Origin of the sequence: Paraliobacillus zengyii (assembly GCF_003268595.1) — a bacterium.
GTDB lineage: Bacteria > Bacillota > Bacilli > Bacillales > Amphibacillaceae > Paraliobacillus_A > Paraliobacillus_A zengyii.
In genome coordinates, this window is sequence record NZ_CP029797.1 from 1,250,304 (window position 1) to 1,269,538 (window position 19,235).

At 35.6% G+C, this 19,235-nt stretch carries 24 protein-coding genes and 1 pseudogene; 19 read left to right on the plus strand and 6 right to left on the minus strand.

What is annotated here, in order from left to right; translation table 11 throughout:
- Positions 1–72 precede the first annotated feature (72 nt).
- From DM447_RS06330 to DM447_RS06350, 5 genes are all read left to right on the plus strand, one after another.
- Positions 73–615: an RNA polymerase sigma factor gene (locus tag DM447_RS06330; RefSeq protein WP_157967354.1), complete on the plus strand. Its 543-nt coding sequence runs from the start codon at positions 73–75 to the stop codon at positions 613–615.
- Between the two features lie 446 nt (positions 616–1,061).
- Entirely contained in the window at positions 1,062–1,898 is an 837-nt protein-coding gene (locus DM447_RS06335) for an alpha/beta fold hydrolase (protein ID WP_112180410.1), read from the plus strand.
- A 452-nt stretch (positions 1,899–2,350) separates the two neighbouring features.
- Positions 2,351–3,958 (plus strand): aspartate 4-decarboxylase, encoded by a 1,608-nt coding sequence (gene aspD, locus DM447_RS06340; RefSeq protein ID WP_112180411.1) that lies wholly within the window; start codon positions 2,351–2,353, stop codon positions 3,956–3,958.
- 125 nt (positions 3,959–4,083) lie between these two features.
- Entirely contained in the window at positions 4,084–4,815 is a 732-nt protein-coding gene (locus DM447_RS06345; protein WP_241964568.1) for a M23 family metallopeptidase, read from the plus strand.
- Between the two features lie 90 nt (positions 4,816–4,905).
- Positions 4,906–5,331: a PH domain-containing protein gene (locus tag DM447_RS06350; protein WP_112180413.1), complete on the plus strand. Its 426-nt coding sequence runs from the start codon at positions 4,906–4,908 to the stop codon at positions 5,329–5,331.
- Positions 5,332–5,492: 161 nt separating this feature from the next.
- On the opposite strand, the gene DM447_RS18645 is transcribed toward DM447_RS06350, so the two are convergent.
- Positions 5,493–5,627 (minus strand): hypothetical protein, encoded by a 135-nt coding sequence (locus tag DM447_RS18645; protein ID WP_255421374.1) that lies wholly within the window; start codon positions 5,625–5,627, stop codon positions 5,493–5,495.
- Between the two features lie 192 nt (positions 5,628–5,819).
- Here DM447_RS18645 and DM447_RS06355 point away from each other — a divergent pair, with 192 nt between their 5' ends.
- From DM447_RS06355 to DM447_RS06380, 6 genes are all read left to right on the plus strand, one after another.
- Entirely contained in the window at positions 5,820–7,049 is a 1,230-nt protein-coding gene (locus tag DM447_RS06355) for a Bcr/CflA family multidrug efflux MFS transporter (protein WP_112180414.1), read from the plus strand.
- 177 nt (positions 7,050–7,226) lie between these two features.
- Positions 7,227–7,817, plus strand: coding sequence for a DsbA family oxidoreductase (locus DM447_RS06360; RefSeq protein WP_277871511.1), 591 nt, complete (start codon positions 7,227–7,229; stop codon positions 7,815–7,817).
- A gap of 221 nt (positions 7,818–8,038) precedes the next feature.
- A complete protein-coding gene (locus DM447_RS06365) occupies positions 8,039–8,530 on the plus strand; it encodes a DUF2975 domain-containing protein (RefSeq protein ID WP_112180415.1) in 492 nt (163 codons plus the stop codon).
- A 12-nt stretch (positions 8,531–8,542) separates the two neighbouring features.
- Entirely contained in the window at positions 8,543–8,767 is a 225-nt protein-coding gene (locus tag DM447_RS06370; RefSeq protein ID WP_112180416.1) for a helix-turn-helix domain-containing protein, read from the plus strand.
- A gap of 71 nt (positions 8,768–8,838) precedes the next feature.
- Entirely contained in the window at positions 8,839–9,603 is a 765-nt protein-coding gene (locus DM447_RS06375) for an undecaprenyl pyrophosphate synthase (protein WP_112180417.1), read from the plus strand.
- A gap of 244 nt (positions 9,604–9,847) precedes the next feature.
- Entirely contained in the window at positions 9,848–10,687 is an 840-nt protein-coding gene (locus DM447_RS06380) for a nuclease-related domain-containing protein (protein WP_112180418.1), read from the plus strand.
- A gap of 194 nt (positions 10,688–10,881) precedes the next feature.
- Here the strand turns inward: DM447_RS06380 and DM447_RS06385 are convergent, their stop codons facing one another.
- Positions 10,882–11,100: a hypothetical protein gene (locus DM447_RS06385; RefSeq protein WP_112180419.1), complete on the minus strand. Its 219-nt coding sequence runs from the start codon at positions 11,098–11,100 to the stop codon at positions 10,882–10,884.
- Positions 11,101–11,400: 300 nt separating this feature from the next.
- Between DM447_RS06385 and DM447_RS06390 the strand changes: the two genes are divergently transcribed.
- The 5 genes from DM447_RS06390 to DM447_RS06405 all read left to right on the plus strand — a co-directional run bounded on the left by DM447_RS06390 (position 11,401) and on the right by DM447_RS06405 (position 13,527).
- The gene (locus tag DM447_RS06390; protein ID WP_255421373.1) at positions 11,401–11,490 is read left to right on the plus strand and encodes a putative holin-like toxin; all 90 of its coding nucleotides are present in this window, start codon (positions 11,401–11,403) and stop codon (positions 11,488–11,490) included.
- Positions 11,491–11,760: 270 nt separating this feature from the next.
- The gene (locus DM447_RS18485; RefSeq protein WP_232824209.1) at positions 11,761–11,871 is read left to right on the plus strand and encodes a putative holin-like toxin; all 111 of its coding nucleotides are present in this window, start codon (positions 11,761–11,763) and stop codon (positions 11,869–11,871) included.
- A gap of 443 nt (positions 11,872–12,314) precedes the next feature.
- On the plus strand, positions 12,315–12,737 hold the full coding sequence (locus DM447_RS06395; RefSeq protein ID WP_112180421.1) for an HIT family protein: 423 nt from the start codon (positions 12,315–12,317) through the stop codon (positions 12,735–12,737).
- A gap of 75 nt (positions 12,738–12,812) precedes the next feature.
- Complete coding sequence (locus DM447_RS06400; protein ID WP_112180422.1) at positions 12,813–13,004, plus strand: hypothetical protein; 192 nt, start codon at positions 12,813–12,815, stop codon at positions 13,002–13,004.
- Positions 13,005–13,161: 157 nt separating this feature from the next.
- Positions 13,162–13,527: a DUF4183 domain-containing protein gene (locus DM447_RS06405; RefSeq protein ID WP_112180423.1), complete on the plus strand. Its 366-nt coding sequence runs from the start codon at positions 13,162–13,164 to the stop codon at positions 13,525–13,527.
- A gap of 46 nt (positions 13,528–13,573) precedes the next feature.
- Here DM447_RS06405 and DM447_RS06410 read toward each other — a convergent pair whose 3' ends face one another.
- Positions 13,574–13,957, minus strand: a complete 384-nt coding sequence (locus DM447_RS06410) for a DUF4183 domain-containing protein (RefSeq protein WP_112180424.1) — start codon at positions 13,955–13,957, stop codon at positions 13,574–13,576.
- A gap of 184 nt (positions 13,958–14,141) precedes the next feature.
- Between DM447_RS06410 and DM447_RS06415 the strand changes: the two genes are divergently transcribed.
- The 3 genes from DM447_RS06415 (at position 14,142) to DM447_RS06430 (ending at position 16,663) form a co-directional block, all read left to right on the plus strand.
- On the plus strand, positions 14,142–14,651 hold the full coding sequence (locus DM447_RS06415; RefSeq protein WP_112180425.1) for a GNAT family N-acetyltransferase: 510 nt from the start codon (positions 14,142–14,144) through the stop codon (positions 14,649–14,651).
- Between the two features lie 338 nt (positions 14,652–14,989).
- Positions 14,990–15,826 carry a Cof-type HAD-IIB family hydrolase gene (locus tag DM447_RS06425; protein ID WP_112180427.1) on the plus strand — a complete coding sequence of 279 codons (837 nt, stop codon included), beginning with the start codon at positions 14,990–14,992 and terminating at the stop codon, positions 15,824–15,826.
- A 108-nt stretch (positions 15,827–15,934) separates the two neighbouring features.
- On the plus strand, positions 15,935–16,663 hold the full coding sequence (locus DM447_RS06430) for an MOSC domain-containing protein (protein ID WP_112180428.1): 729 nt from the start codon (positions 15,935–15,937) through the stop codon (positions 16,661–16,663).
- Positions 16,664–16,741: 78 nt separating this feature from the next.
- On the opposite strand, the gene DM447_RS06435 is transcribed toward DM447_RS06430, so the two are convergent.
- The 3 genes and pseudogenes from DM447_RS06435 to DM447_RS06445 all read right to left on the minus strand — a co-directional run bounded on the left by DM447_RS06435 (position 16,742) and on the right by DM447_RS06445 (position 19,190).
- Entirely contained in the window at positions 16,742–17,638 is an 897-nt protein-coding gene (locus DM447_RS06435) for a glycine betaine ABC transporter substrate-binding protein (RefSeq protein ID WP_112180429.1), read from the minus strand.
- Positions 17,639–17,958: 320 nt separating this feature from the next.
- Positions 17,959–18,063, minus strand: a pseudogene (locus DM447_RS18820) (multidrug resistance efflux transporter family protein); the annotation flags it as partial.
- 101 nt (positions 18,064–18,164) lie between these two features.
- Entirely contained in the window at positions 18,165–19,190 is a 1,026-nt protein-coding gene (locus tag DM447_RS06445) for a DUF3231 family protein (protein ID WP_112180430.1), read from the minus strand.
- Between the last annotated feature and the right edge of the window lie 45 nt (positions 19,191–19,235).

Consider the following 19,235-nt stretch of genomic DNA (forward strand, 5'->3'; position numbering starts at 1 on the left):
AGTCATGCTTTTTTGTAACCGAGATAAGCTTCTAATAAAATCAAACTTTCTAGAATGAGGAGAGGGCTTTATATGAAAACAATAGTAAATCACTCCTACTTTCTAGGAAGTGTTGATCAACATATGACGGAGAAAAAAATAAATGAGCTTTATGTAGAATATAAGAACAGGGTTTACAGACTGGCACTATCTTATGTAAAAGATAGCTATCTAGCAGAGGACCTTTCCCATGAAATTCTTGTTAAATGTTATATAAAACGCGAAAAATTCAAAGGAGATTGTTCTTTTCATTCTTGGATAAATAAAGTTGCAAGTAATCACTGCATTGACTTTTTGAGGAAAAATTATCGTCACCAGGATTTGCTTCAGGAGAACCTAGAGCTATTTACTAGTGATGTAATTTGTTCGCCTGAATCTGAAGCAATAACAAACTGTGATCATGAAGAAATTAGAAACAATCTAAGACAGCTATCCTCGAAATATAGGGAGGTTATTGTTCTCTATTACTTTAAACAATTATCGTTGAAAGAAATAGCTGATCAATTAAATTTAAATCTATCAACTGTAAAAACACGCTTGTTTAGAGCGAAGAAGATGTTGAAGGATATGTATTAATGGATGGGAAGTAGGGGACGGACGGACCCAGTGAAAAAATAGTCTATTTTCGGGGTACTTAAATGTCTCAGCACACGACAAACGTGGTTTAGAAGCGATTCTATGACCACGTTTTTTAATTGCATTTTTTCACTTTGAAAAAGTTGGACTTTATCATCGGTCCCGAACCGTCCCCTGTTCCCTGAAACAAAAATATGAAATTATTGTTAATTTAGTTTGCAATGCTATGTAAGGGTTTACCTTCATAATAGTGCACTTTGCGTAGGATTAAGGTTAATCGTTAGACCTTAAACCATGTATGAATCGTGCACTGTTCTGTTTCGAACCATGTCGAAGAAATTAATATTTTCTTTACAATAAACGCGTTGATTAAAAATTTTTAAACGACTAATATTGATTAGAAATATTTGTAATAAAATTAGGGATGAAAAATGGAGGAATAGCAAATGGGAAAGGTTACAGTTGGACATGAAAATGAAATTGAGATTGAGCTTCACTATGAGGATGTAGGAGCGGGTAAACCGGTTGTCTTGATTCATGGTTGGCCGCTCAGCGGAAGATCTTGGGAGAAGCAAGTGCCTGCATTGGTGGAAGCAGGTTATCGAGTAATTACTTATGATCGTCGAGGGTTCGGTCAATCCTCACAACCTTGGACTGGTTACGATTACGATACACTCGCAGCAGACTTGAATAAATTGATCTTACAACTGGACCTTCAAGATGTAACGCTGGTTGGTTTTTCTATGGGAGGCGGTGAAGTGTCGCGTTACATCGGCACTTATGGAACAGATCGTTTGGCAAAAGCGGTGTTAGCCGGCGCAATTCCTCCGTTTCTGCACAAAAATTCAGATAACCCGGATGGAGGATTCGATGATGAGACTATCCAAGGTTTTCTAGACGGGGTGAAAGCCGATCGATTGGCGTTTCTGGATACGTTTATGACAAACTTCTTCGCATCGGGGGATCGAACTGATTTGGTTACCGAAGCTTTCCGTCTGTATAATCGCGATATTGCCGCCTTCGCTTCACCGAAAGGCACACTTGATTGCATCTCAGCATTTAGCTATACAGATTTTCGTGGGGATTTGGAGAAATTCAACTTGCCAACGTTAATACTCCATGGTGAAGCCGATGCGGTTGTACCTGTTGAAATCAGCGGTCAGAGGGCACATGATCAGATTCCAGGCGGCCAGCTAGTACTAATTAAAGACGGGCCGCACGGATTTAACGCTACACATGCAGAAGAATTTAACCATGCATTGGTGAAATTCTTAAATTCCTAATGCAATGGAGAATGGCGCTTCCCAGGAAAAAGAGTAATGACGATCAAAAGACTATCTAAATAAGCAAATTTCTGAATGGAAAATCCACACCGTGAACTACGGTGTGGATTTTCCCATGAATATGCTTTGAAATGGGAAAAGCTATGTAATCAGTTAGAAAATTATAAATTAAGTAGGCGTGACAATAAAAAATGAGATAGCCTTTTCCTATGAAGATAGTAAAATATAATATTTAGAGGTCTATATTGAGCGACTTGAAGAACATGGTTGGCGAGTTGTCACAAAAGAAGATTAAAAACGCTGATTATTGCAGATGCATTGAGCCCAAGATGAAAGTCCATAAGTCATCTTAAACACACTATTATCAAAAAAACATATGCGTTCCATTATAATCCACTTCTATTGTGGAATACTCTTTGTAGATAGTAGTTTGTTTACGAGGAGGATCTGTTATGGATGAACCAAAGAAGGAAAGTCAGCAATTAGATAAAATAAGTCCGTTTGAATTGAAAGACAAGCTCATTGATCTAGCAATTGGAAAAAAGAGAATAACGAGAACGATGTTAGATGCGGGGCGTGGTAATCCGAATTGGATAGCAGCGACAGCTCGGGAAGCGTTTTTTGCACTTGGACAATTCGCTGTTATCGAATCAAGAAGCGTTTGGAATGAAGGCGATTTAGCTGGCATGCCAAATCGTGATGGAATTGCGGAACGAATTTCTAACTATGTGAATGAAAATCAGGGTATTCCAGGAATTCCATTGCTGAAAGAAGTTATTGCTTACGGAATTAATCAAAAACAGTTTGAGGCTGATGCATGGGTCTATGAATTAGTCGATGGCATTATAGGCGATAACTATCCAAATCCCGATCGAATGCTTGTTAGAACGGAACAGGTTGTCCATGATTTTTTAATGAAAGAAATGGGTGGGCAAGATGTGTCAGGGACTTCATTTGATTTATTTGCTGTAGAAGGTGCAACAGCAGCAATGTGTTATATCTTTGAGACGTTATATAGAAATCACTTACTCTCCAAGGGATCGAAAATAGCGGTGATGGTTCCCATTTTTCCACCGTACATAGAGATTCCAGAGCTCCCTAACAATGATTACCACCTTGTGCGAATAGAAGCAAGTGGTGTAGATGATGAAGGAAATCACACGTGGCAATACCCCGAGGAAGAATTAGAAAAGTTAAAAGATAAGGATATTAAAGCACTCTTTCTCGTTAATCCAAGCAATCCACCATCTGTTTCGATCAAAAAAGAATCAATCGAACAGATTATACAAATTGTGAAACAAGATAATCCCAACTTGATGATTATTTCCGATGATGTCTACGGGACTTTTGTTGAAGGATTTCGTTCATTAATGATGGATTTGCCTTACAATACAATTGGCGTATATTCTTTTTCAAAATATTTTGGTGTGACAGGTTGGCGGTTAGGAACTGTCGCCATCAATCAAACGAATGTGTTTGATCAATTAATTAAAGCGTTACCGGACGAAGAGAGGGAAGTTTTGAATAAAAGATATGCCTCGCTTACGTCGGATCCGGAAAACCTTACGTTTATCAATCGCATGGTAGCGGATAGTAGGGACGTCGCAATGAACCACACTGCTGGATTATCGACACCACAACAAATACAAATGGCGATTTTTTCAATTTTTGCGGTGCTTGATACGAAAAATGTATATAAACAAAAAACGAATGACATTTTACATCGCAGAATGCATTTATTATATGAAGGTCTTGGTTTGCCGAAGAAAGACTTACCATACGAGGCTGACTATTATACGAAGATTGATTTGGAAATCTGGTGTAAGCATCATTATGAAGAAGGGTTTACAGACTACCTTAAAAAGAACTACAAACCAGTAGACATATTATATCGCTTAGCCGAAAAGTCATCGATTGTATTATTAGGTGGCGAAGGATTCTTAGCACCAGCATGGTCAATCAGAGTGTCACTTGCTAATTTAAATGACGAAGCATATTCGCGTATTGGTCAAGAATTGAAAAATGTGCTAGAAGATTATGTGAAGGAATGGAAAGGATAGTACCACCATTTTAATTAGAATTTTTATGTGTTTCAAATAATTTCCATGTTATAGTTGTAGTGATTAAAAGATAAGCCAAATAAGAATTCTATAAAAAAAGAACTTTTGCAATTTTGATTGATACTATGATAGGAAAGGTGATTAGTATGCATGATAATGAAGCATCTGTGTCAAGTAATCTTAGTGGTCATGACGTGATTGGGTCTCTGCCTTTTGTGGGCAGATGGTTAGTTGGATCTACCCCAGCAAAGCGGGTGCCGAGTCATGGTACAGATATGTTTGGGGTAGGTTATGCTATTGACTTTATTGCAGTCGATGAACAGAATCGATCAAGTACATCCACAAGTTGGCGTACACATTTAGGGACCGAGTCTCCTGAAATATTCTATGCATTTGGTCTGCCGGTTGTCTCACCTGTTTCTGGAAAAGTAGTCAGCATTCATAATGGCGAACCCGATCATGAAGCACGGCGATCGGTTCTAACATTGATACCTTATATGTTGGGGCAAGGCAAGAGAATTCGTAAGGGACCGGAAACAATCGCTGGAAATTACGTAATAATTGCACCAGACAATTCTGATGTATTTATTGCCATTGTTCACCTACAGTTAAATTCACTTGTAGTGGAAAAAGGGCAGTATATATCAGAAGGACAACACATCGCTAATTGTGGCAATTCTGGAAACTCAACGCAACCACATATTCATATTCAAGCAATGAATAGTACAGACTTTTCTATTACGCAAGGTGTTCCGTTATACTTTCGCAAGTTTTCCCAGTGGAATAAAGGAGAAAGCGTACGAAAGTCTCGTAAGAACGCTTTCCCTGATGCTGATACTATTGTCAGTCCTGAGTAAATCATCAGAATAAAGTAAAGGCAGGAATTTGTTGATTTTTGTAGAAACTAGATACTATGAAGAAATATCTATTTTGAGGGAGTGAAGTTTATGGGTTTTATGGATGGTCTATTAGGTAATTACTCTGAGGTAACAATTGACGAACTACATAGTCAATACGGTGAGTATTTAATGCTTGATGAACAAATTGAAATGGGATTTAAGTTAGTTCGAGATACATTTATATTTACGGAAAACCGGTTAATCTTGCTTGATCACCAGGGTGTAACAGGAAAGAAAACACGAATCCTTTCTATTAGCATTGATGCTATTTTCGATGTGACATTGGAAACTGGTGGAACAGGCTTTGATGATAGTGAACTCACCGTTCACTACATTGTTTCACCTTATTATAGGGCGAACAATGTGGAGACAAGCACCTATACGTTTGAATTTGGTAAGAAATTTAACGTGCAACCAATTTATGTGGCGCTAACAACGCTCGCGCATGAAAACAGAACTAGAATTAATAAATAAGGATAGGACTGTAAACCTTCTTTTTAAGGGGACTGTTAATAGCATAAAAATGGTGTCAGGCACTTTTTAGTTGCCTGACACCATTTTTTTATTTCCATATCGTCCTGTTGTTAAAACAACATGTTTGATCAATGCGTGTTTAGTCATGCATTCCTCCGGCTTCACGAGAAGTCATTGCACCTTGGCCGTCTTTTACATCTTTTTGAATTTGTTTTTTTAACTTTTTGTGGATCTGTACCAGCAAATTCAGGTTCCATATAATCTACGTTTTGTTTCGCTTGTTTATTTTTTGGCATTAAAGTTTCTCCTCACAGGATTGTTTGGTTACACATATGGTTTACAGAAAGTACTGGTTTATTCAAAAATAAAACGGTCAGACATAATTAGTGAAAATTTTTCTCTAAAGTAATACAATATGTAAAGTGGATAGAGAATGAAGGTTTTCTAACTCATAAAAACAACATGACGTATGAAGGGTGATTGATAAATTGGATACATTAACAAAGACGAAACGTTTACAGATAGCTTTATTGTTGGGATCGCTTTCTTTACTGGGTCCTTTCACAATAGATACATATTTACCGTCCTTTCCAACTATTGTAGGAGACTTAAATACAACTGCTTCTTTAGTGCAATTAAGTTTAACGACGTGTCTTTTAGGACTAGGCGCGGGACAATTGATTATTGGACCAATGAGTGATGTGATAGGTCGTCGTAAACCATTGCTTATTTTTCTAAGCTTGTATTTGCTTGCATCATTAGTTTGTTCTGTAGCACCTAATATCTATGCGTTGCTTGCTTCTCGTTTCGTGCAAGGCTTTGCAGCTGCAGGTGGACTTGTTATTTCAAGAGCAATCGTTAGGGATCTCTATAGTGGAAGGGAACTTACGAAATTTTTTGCTACATTGATGTTAGTCGGAAATCTTGGTCCAATTATTGCACCAATAGCAGGTGGTGCTATACTTACTTTTGCTAATTGGAAAGTGGTCTTTCTTTTCTTGGCTTTCGTTAGTTTGATTTTAATAGTAGTTGTTTCTTTCAAGCTCGAAGAAACATTACCAGCGGAAAAGCGTATACCAAGTAATTTTAGAAATGTAGTTGGTAATTTTGGCACCTTATTAAAGGATAGTGAATTTACAGGTTACGCATTTGCGCAAGGTTTTACGATGGCTGGAATCTTCGCATATGTATCTGGGATTTCTTTTGTTTATCAAAATATCTATGGTGTTTCGCCACAAGTATTCAGTTTGTTATTTGGTGTAAATGGTTTGGGTCTAATCGTAGGTACGCAAATTGTTGGTCGAGTTTCAGTTATTTCTGAGCGCGCTTTTTTGAAAATTGGTTTAGCTATTTCTAATTCTGCAGCTGTTTTATTGCTGATCGCTCTACTATTAAAAGCACCATTAATAGCTGTTGCCATTCCTATTTTCTTTTTCGTAACCTCGATCAGCATTATTGCAACGTCTGCTTTTTCTTTGGCTATGGAAACGAAAGGGCATATGGCGGGAAGTGCATCTGCATTACTCGGTGTACTGCCATTTTTACTAGGATCGTTAACTGCTCCACTAGTGGGAATAGCCGGAGAAAATTCAGCAATTCCAATGGGGGTTGTTATCTTGTCGGCAAGCTTGCTAGCATTTTTATCGTATTTTATATTAGTCCGAAAAACGCCATTCAAAGTAAATAGTACAGAACAAATGGTTAAAAATAACTTATAGTTTAGGGTTAATGTGACACCTTTTTTTAAAAATGAGATCATACTTCAGTGCTAGTAACCGAGCATATTGAAACTAAAAGTTGAAGACTTTTGGTACAATAGATGATAGATAAACATAAATGGAGGGATTATTTTGCATATTGAAATGTGGACTGACTTTGCTTGACCGTTTTGCTATATTGGCAAAAAGCATCTGGAGGATGCTCTTAAAAAAATTGATCACCCAATTGAAGTAACTTATAGAAGTTTCGAGTTGGATCCAACATCGGAACGAGATATAAAAGAAAATATGTATGAAATGTTAGCGAAAAAATATGGAATGACTATAGAGCAGGCAAAAGCAAACAGTCAGAACATGGTTAAGATGGCAAAAGAAGCTGGTTTGGATTACCATTTAGATACACTGATTTTAACCAATACGTTTGATGCCCATCGACTGGCTGTCTTCGCTAAAAAACATGGTTTGATGAAGGAAATGACTGAGAGAATATTGCATGCTTATTTTACAGAATCAAAACACATTGGTGACCATAATACATTAACAGAATTAGCTGTTGAAGTTGGATTGGATCGAGAATTAGTGACCAATATGCTTGCTAGTGATGAGATGAAGGTAGAAGTACGTGCAGACGAGCAACAAGCAACTGCATATGGCATTAATGGTGTGCCTTTTTTCTTAATTGAAAATAAGTATGCCCTTAATGGCGCGCAGCCTACAGAGGCGTTTGTACAAGCAATTGAAAAAGTAATAGCAGAGAACGAATCATAAAGTGTTAGCGTGTTTGGATTGAATCGATAATTTAATCAAGACAAATAATTTTAGAGAAGCTTGTGCTCAAGCTTCTTTTTTTTGGCATAATTTGTTCTTCATGTATATGTATATATTGACCGAAACAACAAAATATACATGTAATTTAATAATATTTTATTGCAAAACGATAAATAACTTGTTAAGATACAAATAGAAAATAACTAGGTGAGGTGCATGTGATGAATCGAGGATCAACAATTTTTTTAAAGATATCTATTTTTGTGATTGGAATTCCAGTGCTCGCTTTGTGTAGCTTTTTATTGCCAAAGATAGCAATGGAAGCCATCGAACAGGCGCAAAACGGGGAAGGATTAGGGTATGTTGTATTAGGCATTTTAATTATTATGTATGGATCGGCAATACCATTTTATATTGCGTTGTATCAAGGTTTGCTGCTTTTAAGTTACATTGACAAGAACCAGGCTTTCTCAGCATTATCAGTGAGCGCGCTGCGGAAGATAAAAAAATCTGCCAAACTAATTTTTGGTTTGTATGTAATGGCTTTACCATTGATTTTTATCATAGCGGAGTGGGACGATGCACCTGGCCTCGTATTGTTCGGGATGGTTATTGCTGGTGCTTCGCTGATTGTCGCAGTATTTGTTGCCACGCTTCAAAGACTCCTGCAGCAAGCGATCAACATAAAATCCGAAAATGATTTAACAGTCTGAGGTGGAAAATAGATGATTATAATCAATATTGACGTGATGCTGGCAAAAAGGAAGATGAGCGTAACAGAGCTTTCTGAGAGAGTTGGGATAACGATGGCTAACCTTTCTATTTTAAAAAATGGTAAAGCAAAAGCGGTTCGATTATCAACGCTGGAGGCAATTTGTAAGTCACTAGATTGCCAACCAGGGGACATTTTAGAATACAGAAGTGACGATGAAGATCAGGATCTGGCGTAAATGTTAAGTCTGATACGCTGTTGTGATTTCCACCTGTTATTTAGGCAAAACAATGATTTTAGGGGGATACAATCCATATGAAAATTCCTTTTTTAACGAAAAAAGATGAGGAAACAAATTTTTATTATACAGAAGCACAAACACCGGACCATATCGCGATCATTATGGACGGAAACGGGCGCTGGGCTAGTAATAGAGGGTTGCCAAGGTTTGCTGGCCATAAAGAAGGATTATCTGTTGTTGTAAAAGTGGTCAAGGCAGCTGTCAAATGCAAGGTCAAGGTGTTGACACTATATACGTTTTCCACGGAAAATTGGAAGCGTCCAAAGCCTGAGGTCGACTTTATATTGAAGCTTCCCAAAGAGTTCATGCATGTTTATCTGCCAGAGATTAAATCCAATAATGTACGTATTGAGGTTATCGGTAATATGGAAGGTCTTCCAATTTCTACACGTGAAGCGCTACAATATGCGATTGACTCTACGAAAGATAACGACGGCCTTCAGCTGAATCTCGCCCTTAATTATGGAAGTAAACATGAATTACTGCAGGCGATGAAAGGTATGTTTGCTGATCTACTCGATGAGAAATTGTCTCTTGATGAAGTAGACGAACAACATTTTTCAACGTATCTAGATACAGCTGGTATTCCAAATCCAGACCTACTTATTCGAACTGGTGGAGAAAAGCGCCTGAGCAATTTCCTATTATGGCAGATGGCCTACACGGAGTTCTGTTTCACTGATGTGCTATGGCCAGACTTTTCCGAAAAGGAATTTAGACTTGCCCTGGAAGAATACCAGCTACGAAAAAGAAGATTTGGTGGATTAGCATGACGTTTTCGAAATGGGGGGAGCATTTAGCTTCTCTTTTTTTTGGTTATTAATTTAAACCTGGAACAGTAGGTAGTGGTGAACTGTCCATCTTAAACCAGTTAATTAAGCTGAATTTTAGATAACGTATTTTTTATAAGGAAAAAGTAATAGTTTTTACTTATTAACTCGAACTTTCTGTTAAACTAGTAAAGGGTTTTATACGAAAGGCTAGAGAATCGAATGTTGGATAATAAGGAGCAGGACAATGTTTAAATTTTTCAAGAAAAAGAAGCAAGTAGAAAAAAAGTCTGTACAAACAAAGAAGCAAAATCCAAAGAAAAAGAAATCACCAACAAATAGAAGTAATGAGGAACTTGCTGCGGTTAAAGGCGAGATTGGCGAACATAAGATTGATATTCAGCTGGCTCAGATGCCGAAAGAATATCGGTATGTAAATGATCTTATGATTAAGAATTCTAAATCAAAGTCTGGTTATTCTCAAATAGATCATGTAGTGCTCACGCCTTACGGAATTTTCGTAATTGAGACAAAAAATTATCAAGGAACAATTTATGGTGGAAAAGATAGAAAGACATGGCTTGTAAATGGGAAGTTTAAGTTCATGAATCCTTTTAATCAGAATTATGGACATATTAAAGCGTTACTGCAGGTAGCGGGTGTGAAGCATAAGGATCTTATTATTTCGATGGTGTCGTTCACAAAACGCTGCACGTTTAAAGTAGGGCTGGAATTGCGCAAGATTACTTCTAATAATTTGATTGTTTATGATATTGAATTATCGGAATTTATCTATAGAAAAGTGAATGTCCAAAAGATTACACATAAAAAGCCACTTTTGACAGATGAGCAGATCGATCGAATTTATCAAAGTTTACTAGATGTAAACATTACAGATCAATCGATTCGCGCACAGCATAATGAAGCGATAAAGGCTGTGACCTCTAACGTTACTAAAACCGCTGCTTCAACAAGTACGTGTGTTGTATGTGATAAAGCTGTTACCGAAAAGGTGAAACAGTATTGTTTAGACAATGAACGCTTTAAAGGAAAAGTGTATTGTTACGAACATCAGAAAAGTTTGTAGTGAGGAAGCAGGTGACGGTTCTTTGCTTCCTGTCGTCATACACTATAGCATTAGGGCGTGCACATTAAGTAATTCAATAACTGTTGAAGATGAATATTTCGTATTCAGTGTCAGAAAATAATTAATAGTATAGGATTAGATAAAGAAGCCCCTACAATTGTGGGGGCTTCTAATAGTATATGCAGTATGTATAATTATTCTTTGATTATTATAGTTTTAATAGCGTGATAAATTACCAATAAACCAACAATTATTGCGGTTGTCCTCATTAAAAATTCTGCAATTAAAAGTCCGCCTAGGGTCCTTTGTATATCATAGCCCTGTCCCGTTATAATTACTGGAGCAAAGATTATCAGGGTACCAATAATTAGAGAGAGAATTAAAAAAGAAAAATTTGTTATGTTTTTTTTCATATAATAACTCCTTTGCATTAAGATAATGTAATCTTGTACATACAATCTCCTATTTGAGGACTTAAGTATATAATGATAGCAACCTATTGTAAATAGTTTACAAGGGAGTATTTGTGTTGTTTATTTAGCAATTGGTGGAAATGCGGAAAAGTCTTAGGACTTATGTTGTTATAAAAAATCTTCATACAAAGAACAACAGTTCCTTTTTTGATCTTTGTTTATGGTATAATTTAGTAAGATAATGTTCTGTTAGGGAGAGGTCGGCTAAGTCCCCAATGAGAGGGGGTGATGCCTATGGGTATGTATGAAAGTTTTATGGTGTTGTTTGGCTTTGGCACCTTCTTGCTTGCACTACTCGCATTGATCGTAACGTTGATCAATAGAAAATAGACCTCCCTATTTACCCATCAGTTCTTAGGTGAGGTCTATCTAGAAAAATGATAGCCGATCCCTCTGGGGGAACCGCTTATCTATAAACCACAGTTAGCGCTGTGGTTTATTAGTATATAATGATCTTAAATAAATTATACCATATTTATTAAATACAAGAAATAATTAGAATGCAAATAATGAACCTCAATTTTATCGCTTCGATAATTTCCATGATAATATCAAAATGTTCCGGCTAACCCCATTTGAGAGGGGGTGATGCCTATGGGTATGTATGAAAGTTTTAGGCTGCTGTTTGGTTTTGGCATCTTCTTGATTGCACTACTCGCATTGATCGTAACGATCAATAGAAAATATACCTCCCTATTTACCCACAAGTGACTAGATGAGGTCTATCGAAAACCCGATAGCCGATCCCCTGGGGGAACCGCTTATCTATAAACTACAGTTAACGCTATGGTTTATTAGTATATAATGACCTTAGTTAAATTATACCATATTTAATAATTAGAAGAAATAATTAGAATGCAAATAATGAACCTCAACTTGAACCCTTCGATAATTCCCATAATAATATAAAAATGTTCCTTGAGATTTCGATTCATTTCTTTTAATGGAAGCAAAGAACTGTCCCTTGCTTCGACCTTTTTAATCCAAAGTATGCTAAAATTGTAAAATATAAATTAAATGAACTAGATAAATGATAACACAGTTATTCATATAATGAGTGTTGAAATTCGCGTTATTTTAACTGTTTAGATCTATGAGAAACTTGAGTTTCTGAATTTTTAATAGAGCGATATTAGAATGAAGGTTGTGATAAGGTGGACTGTTTAGGTTGTAATTTAGCAAATAAACTGGAACAAGCCTATGTAGTATTAGAGGATAACTATGTTTGTTGTTTCTTGGACCATGACCCTTACAATGAAGGACATATTTTAATTTTACCTAAAAATCATATAAGATACTATGATGAACTTGACGATAATACAGCAAATTCAATAATGAAGTCTGCGAAAATTATCACTAAGGTAATGAAGGAACTTTATAAACCTGATGGTATTACTATATGTCAAAATGGTGGGATTTTTGATGAATTAACCCATTTCCATATGCATGTTGTTCCAAGATACGAAGAGCAAAATTTCGCAGAATTTTTTACTGAAAAAGCTGAAAAAATAGCAGTGAGTGGTAATAGTTTATCCACTACCAGAAGGAATATAATCGAAGCGATAAATAGTCTTTAGAAATTTTCTTCTTAATTATACGGAGTTATGTTAATAAAGCTATGATCTAAGTTGACTATAAGGGGAGTGATACAGATGGAAGTTGTTGCGATACTTGGTTTTTATGTTTTACCAATATTGACTATTGTCTTTTGTCTAAACTTAGTATCAATTATAACAAAAGTGAAGAATGATGAGGCAACTACATATAATACTTTATTGCTGACAGTATCATTCACTATGCTTATGTGGTACTTTGCATTGCTTATTGTGATGACTGCAAAATAATATGTGTCTTAATGACAATCACTGACAAGAGATTGTCGTTATCACTTAGAACAATCCACAATACATCTTATCATAGTAGGGGTCTCTTCACTACACAAGTATTAATTGCTTACATAAATTATAAATATAATTAATTTAAATGTGAGGAGTATCAAAAGTGGAATCAATTCAAAAGAATAAACACTATATAACTGTTCCACGAGTCTATGATACAGTTAAAACAATAACCAAACACAATATTAATTTAAAATTTTCACCTTTGAAACGAAAAGTGGAGACTTATCAATACAATGCATATTCAGATGGTGTTAAAAAAGTATATAAGAATAGTGATGAGATTACCAAATATGGAGATAAAGGTATCTTAAATCCAGAAGATGTTTCTTATATTAACTTATTCATTAACGGGGTTCTTCAAGCACCAGTAAATTATCAAATTGAAGCAGGGAAATTGATACTAAAAACAGAAGATATACCTATTAAAAGATCCTTAATTATTATACAATTCATCACCGTTTATTAAAAAAGTAGCACATTATTATTTGTGCTACTTTTTTTATGAACATATTTTATGTTGCAACATCTGTAGTTGTACTTGGAGTATAATTTATTACTTCGATTACAACTGGTGAATTAGTTAAGATTGGATCAGCACCTGTTGGGACGGTGAAATCAAGTGAACCAGTTCCGGTAGCACCTGGTGTATAAGTTGCATTCCCCTGCATTTGCAAGACACCATTGATATAAACGTTAAAATAACTGTTATCAGTTGCTAGTTCAGGTAATTCAGTTACTTCCGAACCATCATCTCCAAAAAAGTCTGCTGCATCGATAGATAAAGTTGCATCAGCAGCGGTTTCAGAATCCGTCACATAAAAAAATCTTTCAGGTGATGGTTCAACAGTTACATCTGTTGAGGCTGTTATTGCGAGTTTCATTAGTTGTAAGGCCAAGATTATCCCTCCTTTACAAGCAAATATGATCACTTGCAATAATAGTATATGTCTGGTTAATATAAGATGTATAAGTTAATTTACTAGAAAATAGAAAGAATAAACGAAGGCCTAAACTACTTTTAAGAGAATTTATGTCTAATATATATGTAAAGGTTTTTTTGGGGGAAGGTGGGCAAATAGGATGATAAATATAATGAAGGCAGATATAAGTCACGTATCTGGTATTGCAAAAGTTTGTAGTGATGGATATTGGGAAACCTATAGAGATATTCGTAGTGAAGCATATATTAAAAGAATCATAAAAGAGTTCTATAATCATAAAAGAATAATAAATGAAGTTACTGAAACGAGCAGAGATTGGGGCGGCTACTTCGTTGCTATGGAAGATAACGAAGTAGTTGGTGCAATTGGTGGAGGAATGACTAACGATACGATTGGGGAAGTATTTGTTCTATACCTAAATCCTAATAGACGTAACGAAGGGATTGGCATGATGTTATTAGATGCCCTAACAGAGCAACAAAAAGAAGTGTTTCATGCAACTGAACAATGGGTGTCTGTGGCGAAGGGAAACCAAAAAGGAATTCCATTCTATGAAGCAAAAGGCTTTATTTTCAAAAATGAACAGTACGGATATGGTAATCTAGAGGAAGAAAAATATATAACCCTAAGATATTGTCGTCAAATATGATTTAGTTTTTCGTATTCAATTTAAATGGATATTTCACCTAAAAGTTTTGAAAGAAAGAAGATGTATCAAGGGGGTGAGAGCTTGAAGACCTTCAGGATAATAAAACGTACAATTGGAGTTTTAATCTTATGTATACCTATCTACCATTTATTCATTGAAGAGATTCAATTATCGCCGCTTCTAGTTTTCATATTTTCAATACTGTGTTTATTAATAACTGTAAGTGAAAAAATTATAATTGAAAAAGCCAAAGAAAATATAGGCGAGTGATTGGAAGCAAAGAACCGTATCCTACTTCCCATTGCTGTAATTTTAAAAAATGTTAAAGAAGGTGTATCATGAGAAATGTTATTTTTATGGATATTGATGGAACACTTGTTAATGAAAATGGTGTAATACCAGAATCGGCTAAGCTTGCAGTTCGAGAGGCAAGAAAAAATGGACATTTAGTCTTTATCTGTACAGGTCGTTCTAAAGCTGAACTATTTCTTGAAATATTAGAGATAGGCTTTGATGGTATTATTGGTGCTGCGGGAGGCTATATTGAAGTTGATGAAGAAGTTATATTGCATGAAAGACTGAAGACAGAGGATGTAAAGCATCTTATAAAGTTTTTTAACCAACATGAAATTGATTTTTATTTAGAATCAAATGGTGGGTTATTTGCAAGTAAAAACTGTAAAAAGCGAATTCGTTCCATTATTGAAAAAACGCTTAAGGAAAATCATGAGGCGAAACAAGAAGTTGAGAAAGGGATACAGCCTTTTCATGATGCCCTTATAGAAGGCGAAGACTTACTAAGAGAAGATATTAATAAAATCTCCTTTTTAGGGTCTGATGTACCTATTGAGATAATCAGCGAGGAATTCGGCTCGAAATTCACTATTATTCCTAGCACAGTTCCTGTATTTGGTGAAAATAGTGGTGAACTATCTATTCCAGGCATTCACAAGGCAACAGCGATTGAAAAGCTTCTTGAGCATTTAAAAATTGATAAAAAAGATACTTTCGCATATGGGGATGGATTAAACGATATAGAAATGCTTGAATTTGTTCAATATGGTATTGCAATGGGAAATGCAAAAGATGCTGTTAAAAAAATTGCCAACGATATTACTGATACACACAATGAGGGTGGCATTTATAATAGTTTTAAAAAATATGCCCTGGTTTAAATTCATTTTATTTTATTGATTTCATCGTTAATTGTCGCCTTAGAGTAGAGTTGAGGTATTGGCTCTGTTAAACTTACTGTAGAGACAACTAATATTGGAGTGATTGAAGTGTTAATCGGTCATATGAAAGAAATTGTGCGTCATCCGATAAAATCTTTTCGTGGAGAAAGTGTCAAACAATCTAAGATAATGGCTTATGGTTTGTACGGAGACCGTAGTCACACTTATGTAGATGAAACAAAGAATGGCAATTTTTTAACCATTACAAAGTTTCAAGAAATGGTAAGATATAGGGCGCGTTTTGTGGGCGAAGAATCAATGGACGCATATCCTAAAGTTGAAATAACCACACCTGAGGGAAAGGTTTTTGATTGGGAAGATCAAGCATTAATTAAAGAAATGGAAGACAAGTCTAATCGAAGAATCTCTACTAAGAAATATACGCCAGTAGATGTACCAATTGGTCCAATTGCAGTAGAACATGTTTTACTTGCAACAGATGCGTCATTAAATAAGTTGAATGAATTATGGGGCAAAGATGAAATTGATTTGAGAAGGTTTCGTCCTAATTTATTTATTTCATTAAAGGAAAAGAAACCTTTCATTGAAGAAGAATGGATAGGCCGACGTATTAAAATAGGGAATGAAGTGGAAATGGAATTCGTTGGACATTGTAAAAGGTGCATGATCATTACTGTTGATCCTGATAATTCAGAAAGAGATGCGAGTTTACATAAAACAGTGATAAAAGAGAATAACAATAATTTTGGTGTTTATGCTTCTGTAATAAAAACAGGCGATATTCACGTTGATGATGAAATTCACCTTCTTGATTAAATTTGTAAATAAAAAAATGCTCCCCTTTAGTAGTCAAGCTACTTTAAAGGGGAGCATTTTTTTTAGTATGCAGTGTGCTTACTCTGCAGGTTCAAGATCTTCAATCGATTCAATATCCATATAGCTTGGTACAGCTAAACCGATTCGAGCGCCTTCCACGTTTGCACCTAAGTCTACAAATTGACCTTCATACTCTTCATAGAATGCACCATGTGTTGCAGGCATCCATGGAGAAAGAGAAGCGTCGGAATCACCTGATGCGATTGCTTCAAACATAATAGATGGATCAACTGGTGTAAGATTAACATCGTAACCTTGTTGTTCAAATACAATTTTAGCTACATTCGTCGTGAAGCTTTCTGCATCCCAAGGAGTTAAAACTAAATCAATTGACTCACCATCAACAGGTTCTACCCCTTCTGTCCATTCTGCAACTATTTCGGAATTCTCATCGACCCATTCTTGGGCTACTGTTTCAAAATCAAAGTCCATTTCTTGTGCATCAAGTAAGGCTTCTTCTAATACTGGTAGTTCCCAGTATAGTCTATCAAGAATCGTATACGCACCAGGCATGTCTTCTTCCAAGCCATTCCTTACGATTGTTGTAATGTGTTCTGCCTCACCGAAGACAAGATTAGGATCTTCTAAATACTTTATATCGTATTTAGCAAACATATAGTGAGGTGACCATGCAGCGACAACAATGGGTTCTTCGTTATCAATCGCATCACCTAAAGCTGTTAGCATAGCAGCTGCTGAAGACGTTTCTTGTTCCCAGCCAGCAAGACTTTCATATTCAGCTATAGCCGTCTCATTTGTCTCTGTTTGTCCTGCACCTGGTTCAATACCAGTAATTGTATATTCCAAATCCTCACTTACATTAGTCGTCTCATTTGACTCCTCTTGGCCACACCCAGCGACTACAAGAGATAAAGATAAACTAGTAATAACCCCGATCTTTTTCCAACTAAACATATATAATACACTCCTCTAGTTTCTTTTGCTACAATTTTAGATATGTAGCAATTCATCATAGTTGTCTTCAATGTATTATGCCTCAAACAGTAAAAAGCATATGAAGTCACCGATAAAACGAACTATTTTAAATTATACCTCTTCTTTGTTGTATTATTCAAACAGCTTATACTATTAATACTGTCGATATAGAATGAACAGTAGAGATTGAGGTAATTTCCAAGGATATAACGCAAATTTGCTTTGTTTTACTCCGTATTAGGTTATTATATCCAAGTTTATTTGATGTAAACTGATTTACTTTACCTATCTAAAGATGTTTATGTGCTAGGCCCACCAACCTTAACCAAACCAAAAGCGCTAAGAATTAGCAAAAATGCAAGACTTACTAATGTCATACCAAAGACTCTTTGAAGTGTATTAAGTTTCCTTCTACTTTCCCACCACGAATTTCCATCATTTTACGATTATCTAGGGGTTGAGCTGTTACAAGATTAGATAATTGCTTTCTTTATCCATATCTATATTAAATACTTTGATTATTCTTTCTCGCTAACTCATCCCTGTCTGACGCCATTGGAGGTTGTTCAAGCCATCTATTTTTAATCAGGATATTAGAGGCATCCTCAGAGTAGAGCTGAATTTGTAGTGATAATTTGTTATACATTATTCCTAAATCCACTCTAGGACTTTGGGCAACCCCCGTACCATAGTACCCAACACTCAAAGCTATTAGAGCAGATGTATAAAACATCATGAGTTTGTCGGAAAAGGCATATGTTGTACTATTTGTTGTTTCTGTTACCCAAGTCATTGGAACAGTTAAGTAGCTTTCTTCTAATTTTTTTGCAAATGATTTAACATGTTGGTTTGCAATCTCTAAGCCTCTTATCAAAAACTGTTTAACATCCTTGTCTTGAGCCACTTGACTAAACCCGATTAAAGTAGCTGCTCCTAATGCATTTCTTTGGAGATTAGAATATAAATTAGCTGCTTCTAATGCTATTAGTGGTCTTTTCTCCCCAAACATATCCCAAACAAATTTTTGCTTTTTAACATATTCAACACGGTCTAAATTTTGGAAATATGGAGCTCGATAATATAGTCCTTTTGCTAATAATAAATCCTTAGCCATTTTGTATAATCCGATGGTTTCTTCAAGACATTCTTTATAATAATCAGTTATATCTGCTCTTACAGCTACAGATAAACCGGCTGAATAGGTAGTTAGGGAAATCTTAGCCATATTATGAATGAAATTTAAAACATAACTATCTGTATATAATCTAGGAGCATTTAAATCAACATCTTCCTCCACCTTAAAACCATGAGGAATTGTATTTTTTTCTTCAATAAATATAGCTGTTAATTTTTTAATATGTCCTTCAGATAATTCTAAAGCATGTTTAATTACAGGTTTAATCTCTGTATCCTCAGCCTTTTCTAAAAAATAGGTAAGCATACATATACTCGAACTATCATTTAAGTACTGAGCCCAAAGTTGTCCTAATTCTGCAGAAGTTAATCTTATCTGTTTTTTCTTTTCTTCCATATATTTACCTCCAAAAAATGATATCTATTACTTATATTCTCCATT